Origin of the sequence: Chloroflexus sp. MS-G (assembly GCF_000735195.1) — a bacterium.
In the GTDB taxonomy this organism is placed as follows: domain Bacteria; phylum Chloroflexota; class Chloroflexia; order Chloroflexales; family Chloroflexaceae; genus Chloroflexus.
In genome coordinates this window covers 1-13,527 of the sequence record NZ_JPIM01000120.1, presented here as the reverse complement: position 1 = coordinate 13,527, position 13,527 = coordinate 1, and the positions used below count along the sequence as shown (strand labels likewise).

The 13,527-nt window shown below is 55.2% G+C and carries 12 protein-coding genes and 1 pseudogene; 6 read left to right on the top strand and 7 right to left on the bottom strand.

The window, feature by feature from the left end; genetic code table 11:
- Window positions 1-227: hypothetical protein (locus JE47_RS0116930; RefSeq protein ID WP_031460891.1), on the top strand; the 227-nt coding region annotated here is incomplete at its 5' end.
- Window positions 228-470: 243 nt separating this feature from the next.
- Here JE47_RS0116930 and JE47_RS0116925 read toward each other — a convergent pair.
- The 3 genes from JE47_RS0116925 to JE47_RS0116915 are packed head-to-tail and all read right to left on the bottom strand — an operon-like array spanning window position 471 to window position 3,684.
- Window positions 471-1,082 carry a nucleotidyltransferase family protein gene (locus JE47_RS0116925; protein ID WP_031460890.1) on the bottom strand — a complete coding sequence of 204 codons (612 nt, stop codon included), beginning with the start codon at window positions 1,080-1,082 and terminating at the stop codon, window positions 471-473.
- Window positions 1,079-2,437 (bottom strand): L-seryl-tRNA(Sec) selenium transferase, encoded by a 1,359-nt coding sequence (gene selA, locus JE47_RS0116920; protein ID WP_031460889.1) that lies wholly within the window; start codon window positions 2,435-2,437, stop codon window positions 1,079-1,081. The genes JE47_RS0116925 and selA overlap by 4 nt, the downstream gene beginning before the upstream one ends.
- Before the next feature lie 5 nt (window positions 2,438-2,442).
- Window positions 2,443-3,684 (bottom strand): putative sugar nucleotidyl transferase, encoded by a 1,242-nt coding sequence (locus JE47_RS0116915; RefSeq protein ID WP_031460888.1) that lies wholly within the window; start codon window positions 3,682-3,684, stop codon window positions 2,443-2,445.
- 394 nt (window positions 3,685-4,078) lie between these two features.
- Here JE47_RS0116915 and JE47_RS0116905 point away from each other — a divergent pair, with 394 nt between their 5' ends.
- From JE47_RS0116905 to JE47_RS0116895, 3 genes are all read left to right on the top strand, one after another.
- Window positions 4,079-6,148, top strand: a complete 2,070-nt coding sequence (locus JE47_RS0116905) for a molybdopterin-containing oxidoreductase family protein (protein ID WP_031460887.1) — start codon at window positions 4,079-4,081, stop codon at window positions 6,146-6,148.
- A gap of 51 nt (window positions 6,149-6,199) precedes the next feature.
- A complete protein-coding gene (locus JE47_RS0116900) occupies window positions 6,200-6,877 on the top strand; it encodes a family 16 glycoside hydrolase (protein ID WP_031460886.1) in 678 nt (225 codons plus the stop codon).
- A gap of 85 nt (window positions 6,878-6,962) precedes the next feature.
- Window positions 6,963-7,394, top strand: a complete 432-nt coding sequence (locus JE47_RS0116895) for a hypothetical protein (protein ID WP_035419783.1) — start codon at window positions 6,963-6,965, stop codon at window positions 7,392-7,394.
- 563 nt (window positions 7,395-7,957) lie between these two features.
- Here JE47_RS0116895 and JE47_RS0116890 read toward each other — a convergent pair.
- Entirely contained in the window at window positions 7,958-9,652 is a 1,695-nt protein-coding gene (locus JE47_RS0116890) for a methylmalonyl-CoA mutase family protein (protein WP_031460884.1), read from the bottom strand.
- A 40-nt stretch (window positions 9,653-9,692) separates the two neighbouring features.
- Window positions 9,693-10,328 carry a ComF family protein gene (locus tag JE47_RS0116885; RefSeq protein ID WP_031460883.1) on the bottom strand — a complete coding sequence of 212 codons (636 nt, stop codon included), beginning with the start codon at window positions 10,326-10,328 and terminating at the stop codon, window positions 9,693-9,695.
- Window positions 10,329-10,447: 119 nt separating this feature from the next.
- Between JE47_RS0116885 and JE47_RS22450 the strand changes: the two genes are divergently transcribed.
- Together JE47_RS22450 and JE47_RS0116875 are read left to right on the top strand one after the other, a co-directional pair.
- On the top strand, window positions 10,448-10,642 hold the full coding sequence (locus JE47_RS22450; RefSeq protein ID WP_081910061.1) for a DUF2256 domain-containing protein: 195 nt from the start codon (window positions 10,448-10,450) through the stop codon (window positions 10,640-10,642).
- 502 nt (window positions 10,643-11,144) lie between these two features.
- On the top strand, window positions 11,145-11,672 hold the full coding sequence (locus JE47_RS0116875) for a hypothetical protein (protein ID WP_152556098.1): 528 nt from the start codon (window positions 11,145-11,147) through the stop codon (window positions 11,670-11,672).
- A gap of 7 nt (window positions 11,673-11,679) precedes the next feature.
- Here JE47_RS0116875 and JE47_RS0116870 read toward each other — a convergent pair whose 3' ends face one another.
- Window positions 11,680-13,002 (bottom strand): SpoIID/LytB domain-containing protein, encoded by a 1,323-nt coding sequence (locus JE47_RS0116870; RefSeq protein WP_031460880.1) that lies wholly within the window; start codon window positions 13,000-13,002, stop codon window positions 11,680-11,682.
- Window positions 12,999-13,527 (bottom strand): annotated as a pseudogene (locus JE47_RS22280) (hypothetical protein); the annotation flags it as partial. The pseudogene JE47_RS22280 and the gene JE47_RS0116870, both read right to left, overlap by 4 nt.

Below are 13,527 nucleotides of genomic sequence, written 5' to 3'. Positions count from 1 at the left end.
CCGAGGCGGAAGCGCTGGCACGTGCAGCAGCGGAACAGGCGCAGCGGGAAGCGGCCGTACGGGCCGAGGCAGAAGCACAGGCCCGGCGGGAAGCAGCCGCACGGGCCGAGGCGGAAGCGCTGGCGCGAGCGGCAGCAGAACAAGCGCAACGGGAAGCAGCCGCACGAGCGGAGCTTGCAGCCCGTCTGCGTGAGCTAGAGGCCGAGTTGCGGCGGTTGCGTGGATGAGAAGAAGCAGGTGTATTGCAAACTCCACTATCATCTGTGGTAAGTACAGTGAAGATACCCCTATCGTAATGGGCGATAGGGGTTTTCATCATTTCTGATTTTCGGCTGCTTATGATACGCTGACGAATGTCCGTTTGCCTGCCATCTCCACACGTTATGGTGTACGAGTACCTCAAGACTCACAAGTATTTCTCCGAGGTAGGTTGGGAACCCGCTGTATCACGTGCCGAAAGGAGCTATCGACTATTTATTCGTCGAAGACTGCCCATACTCACCAACCACCGTCTGCCAGGCCGCAGGTGTATCAACATCGGTCACTACTGCCGGATCGTCAACGTCTAGCCAGCAAATCTGATCGCTATAGCGCTCTAATACAGTGCGGGCGCCGCTGTCGCCGCTCAACTGATAGAGTTCATTGAATAGAGGAGCAGCGATAATTACCGGATTGCCACGCTGACCACGATAGCGTGGGATCACAGCCAGTACGTCAGGTCGAGATTGATAGGCGTTGATCAATTGTCGCATCAGTCGGGCAGTCACTAGCGGCTGATCAACAAGTAATATCATCGCCGCATCAGCAGTGGCGGGTAATGCGCGGAGGCCTGTTGCCAGTGAAGTACTTAAGCCTGCTGCAAAGTCTGGATTAGGAACGATGGTAATGGGGAGATCGCGGAGAGCAGCACGAACAGCATCTTCGGCTGCCCCAACAACAACCACCAGTCCGGTGAGCGGAACGGCGAGCGCTTCTGCGGCGATGTGAGCGACGAGCGGCTGTCCACGCCAGGAGAGAAGTTGTTTGGGTTGCCCCATCCGTACCGATTGACCAGCAGCCAACAAGAGACCGTAGATGTTCATCGCCAGACCTCGCGCAACACGTTGATGAGCACCGCATCCTCGGCAGGAAAGACACTGCGTAGATCGCACAGCACCTGCTCATCAACAATTCGGGCTACAACCGGAGGATCGGCCATACGCAAGCGATGAGCAAGTGCAGTAGCATTTTCAGTTGCAGGTGTAAGCAGAACACCTGCACTCGGTTGAGTGACTCCCGGTAACGAACCTCCTCCTACGGCACTGGCACAATCGGTAGCACGTGCCGGAATACCGACTGCGCTCAGCGCAGCAGCGATGACTTGCGCTCGTGCTAGCAGATCGCTTACTGGCGTACTAATCAGCTTCCAGACCGGAATCTCTTGTAGGGCTGTCCCACGCAGATAACTGTACAGTGTCGCCGCCAGGCCGGCAATGGTACTCTTATCGACCCGTAACGCACGGGCTAACGGATGGCGACGCAATTGCCCGATCAGATCGCGGCGTCCGACGATGATTCCGGCTTGTGGTCCACCGAGCAACTTATCACCGGAAAAGGTCACCAGATCGGCACCGGCAGCAACGCTCTCCTGTACCATCGGTTCGGGTGGTAGCCCAAACTGGCGCGTATCAATGAGCGTGCCACTACCTAAATCGTCGAGTAACGGCAAGCTATGCTGATGCGCGACGGTAGCCAGTTCGGCCAGGGATGGTTCATAGACAAAACCGATCAGGCGAAAATTGCTGGCGTGGACGCGCAAGATCAGAGCGGTACGTTCACTGATCGCAGCCACATAATCACGAGTGTAAGTACGATTGGTGGTGCCAACCTCAACCAGCGTTGCTCCACTGGCGCGTAAGACATCAGGGATACGGAACCCACCACCAATCTCTACCGCTTGCCCGCGTGAGACGATCACTTCACGACCAGCAGCCAGTGCAATCAGTGCCAGGTACACTGCGGCAGCGTTGTTGTTAACAACTAATGCCGACTCAGCTCCTGTCAACTGCGTTAGCAACGACTCCAGATGAACGTGGCGTGAACCTCGTTCACCCTGAGTAAGATCATACTCAAGGTTACTATAACCGGCGCCGATTGACTGCATTGCCGCCCGTGCAGCTTCGCTCAGTGGTGCACGCCCCAGATTAGTTTGAATAACCACGCCGGTAGCATTGATTAGTGGCCGCAGGCTTGGGGCAAAACTGGCCTTCAGGTGCGCATGAACTGCTGCTACCAATGCCGATACCTCTGGTGGTGGATGACCATTGCTGATCGCCGTGCGCGCCTCGGCCAATACCACCCGCGCCGCATCGCGGATTAATTCGTGCGGTAGCTCCGGCCAATCGGGCTGGACAGCACGGATCAACGTATCAACACTTGGCAACGAGCGAAATGACATCGTTCTCACCCCAAACCATCACGACTCGGCTGGGTTAGCTCAAACGCCTTACGCAGCACTTGCTCATAGGCGGGTGTCAGTTCACGTTTGCGACGTGCCATGACGATTCGCGCCACACTAATCATCGTATCAATTCGATACTCACGAAACACCTCGCCGCCCCAGGTAAAGTGAGGCACATTTTTGGGGGCGCTGTGCATTCCAAAGACATTGGAACCGGTACCGATCATGGTCCCACCGGTGAGATGAAGACCGATACCTAATTTCACGTGATCGGCCAGGAAACAACCTAACTTCAGAATACCGGTGTCAATTTGTCCAATACCTTCAAGCATTACTCGTACCGAACCGTAATTGTTTTTTAGATCGGAATTAGTTGTCATTGCACCGATATTTACCCATTCGCCGAGCCAGCTATGACCCAGGAATCCATCGTGATGTTTGTTTGAGTAGCCGTGAATAATCGACGCCTCGACCTCACCACCGACCCGGCAGACCGGCCCGATACAACTTTCTGCACGAATGCGGGCACTGGCGATGATTGTGCCGGGACCGATATAGGCGGGTCCCTGGATGTAACTAAACGGTTCGATGTGAGCCGCTTCGATAAAGATCGGCCCATCACGGCTATCAAACACCACTGGCCCAATCAGTTGCGCTGCCGGGTCAACGTAGACGCGCTTGCCGTGCGTAATGATATGAGGAGTGTCGGCAGAGAAGAGTGGGAGACGACGGGCTAGCAACGGTTCGTCGCGAATTAACTGCTCACCAGCCTCAGTGATGAGGTCCCATGGATACCTCAAGAGTGCTGCTGGGGGCTGTAGTTCAACTACACGCGCAAAACGTAGCAACTCGTCGCGGGCAGCTTCTGCCTGCTGCTCACGAAGATAATAGATGATCGCACTGGCAAGCGCCGGAGATACTCGTGCCCCGAGCAGAGTCTCGCCGACGATATAAGCGGTGTTAATTGGTTCACAAGCGAGGGATGTCAACCATTCAAGGTTGAGTGCCCGCCCGTTCACCAACAAAATGGGATCACTGCTCGCTAACAATGAGGCTAACCCGCCAGATGGCCCGAAGTATGCCATCAGATGGGGTCGCATCAATCCGTAGGCCGGTCGGCCAAGGATTGCCATGACACGCTCACGGTTCGAGAAGGCTCCACAACGTAGTTCAAAGACCGGACGCGCCTGAACTAACGTCGCAAAGTGGCGCCAGAGTTCATCTTCAAACAGGATGACGGTCATACCGTTTTGACTATTGCCCACATGCAGGGTTGCTGTTCGATCAAAAGCATAGCACAGATTACGCGCTTCGCAACTGGGGCTAAGGAAAGCAGATGAGTTCGATTGGTCTGAGTTGTCATCAATTTGTAATCCACCGTATCCCAAAAGTTATCCACATTTTCGTACAAGTTATCCACATTACGACAGGAGATCGTGGAGATGTTGGGGATAACTTGTTGACCCGCACCTGAAACACACCTTTACGCGAGTGCTACAATACCTCTCAAAGAGCGTCCATGCGAATGTTGATCGTCACTAATCTCTGAACTGATGCGTGAAGAGGGCTAACGATCATACGTGTGAAATCTGCACCAACATTCAGCTACACACTGACGACCACCAGCGGAGAAGTTTTATGACCACGACCCTTGTTCGCGGCTGCTGCCCCCATGATTGCCCTGATACTTGTGCCACCATTACTGAAGTACGCGATGGACGTGCGGTTGCGTTTTATGCCAACCCCGAACATCCGATTACGCAAGGATGGCTCTGTGCGAAAGTACGGCCATACCTCGAACGAGTGTACAGCCCGGACCGTTTACTGTACCCGCTTCGTCGTACCGGTACGAAAGGTAGTGGATCGTGGAAACGGATTGACTGGGAAGAGGCTATCGCGACGATTAGCGAACGATGGAAGGCCATTATTGCCGAATATGGAGCTGCGGCCATTCTCCCCTATTCGTACAGTGGTACACTGGGGTTACTACAAACCGCGATTGTTGATGCGCGACTCTGGAATCGGATGGGCGCCAGCGCTCTTGATCGCACTATCTGCTGTGCTGCAGCGCACGCTGCTGTTTATGCCACACTCGGCGCACGGTACAGCCCGGATTACGATGATCTCTTGCACAGCCGATTGATCATTCTTTGGGGGCACAATCCGGCCAGCTCTGGCCCCCATGCGATGCCGTTTATCCGCCAGGCGCAACGATCTGGGGCTTATGTGGTCGTGATCGATCCACGACGAACTGCTACTGCCCGCTCGGCCGATTTGCACCTGCCGATCAATCCGGCGACGGATGGCGCGTTAGCGCTTGGGATGATGCACGTTATTTTTGCCGAGCATTTGCACGATGAACCATGGCTTGAAGCACACACGGTAGGGTGGCGTGACCTACGAGCACGGGCGGCTGAGTATGATCCTGAACGAGTCGCCGCCATTACCGGCTTATCGGCGCAAATCATCATCGAGCTGGCGCGTCGCTATGCAACTACAAAACCGGCGATTATCAAAACGGCCGATGGCATTCAGCGCCATCAGAATGGTGGTCAAACTTTCCGTGCCCTGCTCTGCCTGCCGGCCGTTGTCGGTCAATACGGTGTGCGTGGTGGCGGTCTGGCTTATTCGACGGGCGGTTATGCCGTATGGGATAGTGAAGCCATCGGACACGCCTCGGAATGTCCATCGCCACCCCGTTCCATCAATATGAACCGTCTTGGTGCAGCGCTCACAGGTGAAGTAACCGATCCACCGATTATGTCGCTCTTCGTGTACTGTGCAAACCCGCTAGCTTCCTCTCCCAATGCCGGTCTGATCGAACAGGGATTACGACGAGAAGACCTGTTTACCGTCGTGCATGACCTCTTTATGACCGATACCGCTCGTTACGCCGATATTGTCTTACCTGCAACCAGCCAGCTTGAACATCTCGATCTGCATCGCGCCTATGGTCATCGCTATCTGACCCTCAATCAACCGGCCATTGCACCATTGGGTGAAGCAAAGAGTAATTGGGATGTAAGCCGTCTGCTGGCACGAGCGATGGGCTATACCGAACCGTGGTTGCACGAGAGCGCCGAGGATGCGATCCGTGGGGTTTTGGAAGCCTCACGGGCACGTAATCCATTTCTAGCCAACATCACCTTTGAACGCTTACAACGCGAGGGAACGGTACGACTGAACCTGTCACCGGAGGATGAAGTTCCCTTTGCCAACGGCCACTTTCCAACACCATCGGGCAAAGTGGAGCTGTGGAGTGCCACACTGGCTGCTCAGGGTCTCGATCCACTACCACACTACGAGCCACCGACCGAATATGTGGCCCATCCGCTCGCAGACGGATGGCTGACCCTGATTTCTGCTGCGCCACATCATTTTGTCTCATCAAGCATGGCAAACCAGCCGAGTCTCCGTCGCAAAGAAGGAGAGCCACACGTCGAGATAAACCCAATCGATGCCGCTGCCCGTGACATTCGCGATGGCGATATGGTAGTTGTGAGCAACGAACGTGGGCAGTGTTGCCTGCGTGCGGTTATCAGCACTAATGTACCGGTAGGCGTGGTTGCTGCCACAAAAGGACACTGGGCAAGCCTTTCACCCGACGGTCGGAACGTCAATTGGACAACTCCCGACGCACTGGCCGATTTAGGTGGACAGAGCACATTTCATAGCAATCGAGTGCAGATCAGGGCGGCAAGGCCTTGAGAGTACTTCAACCTGCCCATCCGAATCGCTGCAACGAAAGGATGATGGTTTGTGAAACGCCTCTCATGGACTGGGAATGGTCAATCAATGACCGAAATCACAATTTTGCTCGGATTGGTGGCAGCAGTGGCGATAGCCAGTCTAACTCTTACCGGTGAAGGTACACGCGATGCACTCTGTCGGGCTGCCGGTGCTTTTGGCAGCAACTGTAGTGACTTGTTTGTTGATAATTTCGCTCATCTCGATAACTGGACGATCCAGAATGGGCGCTGGCAAGTTCGTGATGGTCGTCTTTGCATTGAGGGTACAGGCCGTATCTATCACTCACTTAACCGGAGTGATTACGTTATTGATATAAATCTGGCTCGTATTAGCCAGGGCAATGGTTATGGCATCTTCTTCCGCGATTCAGGTGGGCCGGCATTCAACGGTTATACGTTTCAATATGACCCAGGGTACGGGAAAGGTGCATTTATTTTTCGCAAGTGGATCAATGGCCGAGAATTGTCGGTACCGATTGCCCGCGTTGACGCACCAACCGGGTATAACTGGTATGGTAGCGACCGACAGGTGCGCGTAGAGGTACGTGGTGATACATTCACAGCCTTCATTGACGGTCAGTTGGTCGTTCAGGCTCGTGACACTACGTTCACTCAGGGCGGGATTGGGTTGCGTAGTTGGGATGCAACGAGTGTCTGTTTCGACGATCTTAGGATACGCAGGCCGTGAGCAGGGTGACTGTCAATCTACGCTAGCGTGTACCGCGATTGGCAGGGATAACTCGAGAAACGCGCAAGGGGCTAAGGAGGTAGCAATGAGTACGGGTGAGCAATTCGACCCCGATTACTACGTGAAATGGCGACCACCGCTTATTCCACCAGGGCAGGGACGGCAAGTAGTCCGCATTGCGATTTTCGTGCTCAGTGGAATACTGATAATCATGGCCGCAGTTGCACTCTGGCGAAGCAACTTGATCGCGTTGCCCGGTGGTCGTGGCACAATTGTCGGAAAAGTGATTGCGCCGAGTGAAGGGGCAGTTGTGTTTACACTGGCAAACCCTACCGAAATCCCGGTTGGCGTAGATGGTCGTTTTACGCTACCTGATGTTCCTTCTGGACGACAGATGCTCTACGTTGGTTTTTCCGGCACTGCCTGGGAAGTAGAGGTTAATGTACCCAATCAGGGGATGGTTGACGTGGGGGTCATTACCGTTGAAACAACTGCCGAGGCGATCAGGGAGAGGTAAACAGTGTGAAGAGAGCGGTTAGCGTTTTCCCGGCGGTTGTTTGCTCCCCAGCTCCTTCCTCGTCCATGGTTTGAAAGGGGCGAAGAAGAGAATATTCGGGCATCAGGACAGATGAAGGTGTCTCACGGTACAGTGAATGAACCCTGACAGGTGGACGGGCGCAGCGTTGCTGCGCCCTGACCCTATCTCCTGCTGCAACAGGAGATGTCGGATTGGCGCTCTGTAACCATGGTCATGGACACATGTAGAGGCGAGGCGATGCCTCGCCTCTCATCGTGAACCGTCTCGCATCCATCGCCGAGGTTCATCTGTCGTGACATGATTATTCGGATAAACCCTTCGTGCCCATGGATCAGCCCCCAACGCAGATGCTACATCATCGGCTGAAGTGACGGCGTGACAGTGGATTCTTGGTCGATAACAGCCGACGTACACGACCGGACGATACACCGTGTGGTTCCGCATCGTTTGCATGCCGACTGCCACCGTCTACCGCATTATCACCGCCACTCTCAGAGACGTCCAGACGCATTAGCACACAATCCCTATGGATGGGCGTACATCTATACAATCACCGAATCTTGCTGATACACACCAAACACTTCACGCAGCACATCACACATCTCGCCAAGCGTGCAGTAAGCACGCACACATTCGAGGATTGCCGGCATCATATTTTCGGTACCTTGCGCAGCAGCACGTAATTCGGCCAGCCGACGCTTTACCAGTTCCTGATCACGCTCGCGGCGCACCCGATTGAGGCGTTCGAGATGACGCTTCTCACCCTCTGGGTCCATTTGCAGAATTGGGATGGTTATCGGCTCATCGTCCTGGAAGGCATTTACACCGACAATGATGCGTTCACCGCGATCAATCTCTTGCTGGTAGCGATACGCAGCATCGGCGATTTCGCGGTGGAAGTAGCCGTTACGTATCGCAGCAATAACCCCACCTTGGGCATTGATTGCATCGAAGATGTGTTGTGCTTCACGCTCCATGCGGTCGGTCAGGGCTTCCACGAAATAGCTACCGCCAAGCGGATCAACCGTGTTGGCTACACCACTTTCATAGGCAATGATTTGCTGGGTGCGCAGGGCTATTGTCACCGCTTTTTCTGATGGCAAGGCCAGGGCTTCATCCATCGAATTGGTATGGAGGCTCTGAGTACCGCCGAGTACTGCGGCCAGGGCCTGAATGGCAGTACGCACAATATTAATTTCAGGCTGCTGAGCAGTCAATGAACAACCAGCAGTTTGGGTATGGAAGCGTAACCACCACGAACGTTCGTTCTTTGCTCCGTAGCGTTCGCGCATCGCCCGCGCCCAGATGCGGCGCGCAGCACGATATTTCGCAATCTCTTCAAAGAAGTCGTTGTGGGCGTTGAAGAAGAAACTAATTCGCGGTGCAAATTCGTCAATATCCAGACCGCGCTCTAGCGCTGCTTCAACATAAGCGAATCCATCGGCCAGCGTGAAAGCCAGTTCTTGTACGGCAGTGCTTCCGGCCTCGCGGATATGGTATCCACTCACGCTAATGGGATTCCACTGTGGTACATGTCGGGTAGCAAATTCGATAGTATCGACAACCAGGCGCATGCTCGGTTCAGGCGGGAAGATGTACTCGTTCTGGGCAATATACTCTTTCAGAATATCGTTCTGAATCGTACCACGTAATTTGCTCCAGGGAATCCCGCGCTTTTCGGCAACCACCAGATACATTGCCCAGATCATCGCTGCTGGCGAGTTGATAGTCATTGAGGTGCTGACTTGATCGAGCGGCAGATCGGCCAGCAGAATCTCCATGTCGGCCAGCGAGGATACCGCCACACCGCATTTACCAAATTCCCCCTCGACCAACGGATGATCCGTATCACGTCCGTACAGTGTCGGCATGTCAAAGGCGATGGATAGGCCAGTCTGACCTTGCTCTAGCAGATACTTGAAACGGGCATTGGTCTCTTCAGCACTACCAAAACCGGCAAACATGCGCATTGTCCACAATTTGCCGCGGTAACCGGTTGGGTGAATGCCCCGTGTGAAAGGGTACTGACCAGGATAGCCAACATTCCGCAGAAAATGTTCTGTCGGCGAAATACCGTCGCGTGTCAGATCGAGTGGTGTGTAGAGCCGTTCAACAGGTGAGCTACTGGTAGTCATGAACGGGCCTGAGCGTTCGGGTGTCCGGCGCAGAGCTGGCCAGAGACACTGCTGTTCCCATTGCTCATGGGCGGCGGTAAGCTGCTCAATGTCAGACATCATCGTCCCTCCTGACTGACGAATGGTTCACAGACGTATATCTCTATTGTACAACGGAGTCGCCAATTAACGAACGGGCTAATGCCACTGCACTGACAGATTGTGCGCCGGCACTACGCAACGCGGTTGCACATGCTGCGAGTGTGGCACCGGTGGTAAGCACATCGTCAACCAGGATGATACGGCACGGTGGTGGCGTGCGTTTTACCCAGACGAAAGCCCCAGCAACATTGGCTGCACGACTGCTTGCAGCCAGCCGAGCCTGCCGATTGGTGGCGCGCACCCGCACCAGGCCGTCGAGTAGTGGTGGTCCACCAGGACGACGGAGACGACTGGCGATCTCGGCTGCCTGATTAAAACCTCGTTCACGAAATCGGTCACGGTGCAGAGGAACCGCGATCAGAGCATCGGCGCTAAGTGGACCAACAGCAGTCGCCAACAGATCGCCTAAAGCGTAAGCTATCCGTCGTCGCCGACCGTACTTGAGTTGATGGATAGCTCTGATCAATTCGCCTTCATAACGAAAGGCAACCCATGCGCCATCGAGGCCAGGAGGTGGCGGAAAGGGCGGAAACGGTTGGAGCCGCTCGCGACAGGCAGCACAGAAGAGGTTGCCGGTCAGACGATGACAGCCAGCACAGCGATCAGGAAACAGCCAGTTCAGGATATGTTCAAGCATACCACATCGCGTCCTGCTATCACGATAAAGCACGTACAATACCTGTAGAGCACTATTGTGGCAATAGTGAACCTACTCTACAGATCAGAACGTTTTTCAGCGCAAAAGGATACGCAAATATGGCCCGTACAAAACAGACCAATGCCACTGAGTACACCCCGAAGCGCAAAGGTCAATTGCCAACCAAAATATGTGTGGTATGTCATCGCCCATTTGAATGGCGCAAAAAATGGGCTACCTGCTGGCAGGAAATACGTTACTGTTCAGAACGATGTCGGCGCGCCAGGAAGGGGCTGAGAGAGAGTGAACCTTAGCACATGATCAACAACCGAGGTTTTTGATGAGTCTCGACAATGATGCACAACTAGTGTTTCGGGGAATGGTGGCAGGTAACGCATGCGTCGCGGCGACGCGATGGTAAAGGGTTTTATGAGAATATCCTTAGTCTGGGGCGCAAAGGAGGCGTATCCCTGGCGTGATACCGTCGCCGAGGACGTCGCTGCGGGGTGGAGCGTCAGGGCTGGCCGACAGCCGCGATGGGATGCCCTGCGCAGGACAAGCCCGCTGCGTTCACTGGCTGCCCGGCGAATACGTTCATCTGCGACGGCGCATCGCAGCGCCAGAACCCGAATCGGTTGGTGTCCCGCTCAGCCCGACATCCGCGCCCCAGACTTCTATGAGAAGCATAGCCTGAAAGCACAACCAGAATCAAGACCTATTCACCGCTACGTCACCCTCGACCTTCACAAGGAGTACGTCATGGTCGGGGTAATGAACGCTGCCCAGGAATAGGTCCTGCGACCGCGCAAGGTGGCGATGATGCGCTGCCACACGTGGGCCGCCGCCAACCTGTGCCAGGGCGACACCGTCATCCTGGAGACGACCGGTACCGTCTGGGCGATCTCCGACAGTGTTGGCCCGCTCGTCACAGGGACGGTAGTCGCGCACGCCGGGGCAGTTCGGCAGATTGCCGACGCGCGGGGCAAGCCCCACACGGAAGACCTGCAACGCCTGTTCCGGCTGTTGATCGCCGCCATCGTGCCGGACGTGTGGGTGCAGCCTGCCCACGTGCGCGCGGTGCGCGGTCTGCGTTCGTCCTGCAACCGGCTAGGAACACCAGCAACAATGATTCGCAATCGTCTGCACCGCCTGCTGCACCGCCACAACCTGAAGGTGGGCGAGAACGGTCTCACGGATGCAGCGTGGTGGGACAGCCAGCCGCTCGGTGCGCCGGAGAACCTGCACAGGCGGCAGGCACTAGCCCTGCCATCTGCGTCCAACGGTTTGCGCTTCAGTCGCCCGACTGAGCCCAGCGGAGGCGGGTCGGCTGGAGCGAGTGGTTAGGCCGCCGCTACGGATAGTCCTTCCTCACCGCCGGAATGAACCCTTTACACGGCCCACCCACGCACACACTGACGTCATACGAACGCCAGCCCCGCTCGCTGAACCAGAAGTTGCCATAAGCAGAAGTCACGTAGATGTCGAAACGGATCGTGTAAGCCCCTGGGCCCCAGTTGGGGATGTTCTGGATGGTCAGGTTCATCATAGGAGAAGGGTCGCCTTTTGGCGTGCCACACACAGAGGCCCAACTGCTGCCCGTGACTTCCCCGTGACCGGCCTTGGCCCAGCGATAGCGGAGTTCGTAGCTGAAATGGGGATAACTACACGTCCAGTCAGCGACGCCTGTGTTTTGCACTTTCACAGCAATGGGATACGTGCCACCGTGATCCATGATCGGCGGATGGTTGTCCGGCGTGCCCCAGTTGATCTGCAAAGGGTTCCAGCGGTAGGACGGGGTGAGCAAGGCATTATTGTTGGCTGCATCCCGGATATGGACGCCGGTGTAGTAGTGCACCAGGATCTGCTCGGCGCGTTCCCAGCGCACACTCCAGGCGCCCAGGTCCCGATTCATGTTGAAGCTCAGATTGCCTCGCGCCCAGCGGCCGGCTCCTTTCTGGCTCATGCCACGGCCATGCCCATCTGGGACGATGTCCGGATGGGAACTGATGGGGTCATCTACAGCGATCAAGTAAGGCTGCCCACCATTGACCGTGCGGTTGCCAATATCGGCAAAGAATTCGCTGAAGGCCGGCAGGTCATCGTTGGGAGAGGTGCCATAGGCGATGTAGTGACGCCGAGCGACGGCGTCGCACACAATCCGCTGATACCGGTTGAGGTTGCTGCTGGCACACGGGTCGCTCGGATTGTCCAGGAAGGTGGTCGACGAGAGGGCTTCAAAGGTGTAAGGAACGAAGACCTGAAACTGGTTCGAGTTATTGATGGCGCTCCCCTGGCGGATATGCCAGTAGGCGTAGGAGCGGGCGGCGATGGCCTGCGCCTGGATGGCCGTGGGATGGAAAGGATCAACAGGCATTTCCCTGGGCACTACGTCCAAGAGATAGTCGGTCTCGATGGGGATAGTGACAGGATTATTGGAACCATACGGATAGGCATGGCTGGAATCGCCAACAAATGCCGTACAGCCATAAGAGGTGTCGTTAGAGGAGCAGAGCGTATAGGAAGGCTCAATACTTCCATCCCCTCTCAAGCGATACACCCAAATAGTGATGGAGGAAGGCGGTGAATAAGCATGATACGGTTTCGCTTCAGTAGTTTGTGAGACGGTCGACATGATCAAGATAACCAAAAGAAAGATTTTAGGCAGTGCTCTCATGGTTGGCCCTCATTGACATCTCCACGATCGATCGGAATGATGCACAGCCGGTTTTCTGCAACAGGTGGAGTTGTCTGTGATGGCCGAGGGCAAAGTGCGGCTAACTTTAGACCATCGTATGACCATGATAGCGATCCTCCCCAAGATCCTCCGAAGTCCCAACTAGAGACCAAGGGCCGGAATTCGCCACTGGTGATATCTGTAAGATACAATTCATCAAACGAAGCTCCCATCTCATCTACCTTTACGGTAACCAGAATGGCCATATCATGGCTATTGGGTGCCCAAGATAGATCGGTCACGTAGTACCGTCCTGGTTCTATGTAGCGCTCAGGATGCATTGAGCGCAATTTGCCTGTCAATGTATCCAAGATTGTGAGATCACTAAATCCTACAGGAGAGTCCCCCACTGTAGTAAGCATAGCCAAGTAACGCCCATTTGGGCTCCATTGCACATCAAATGCCCACCGCTTGCCATATCGGGCTTCACTTTTCTCAAAGCCAAGGTCTAGTTCGCAAATTTGC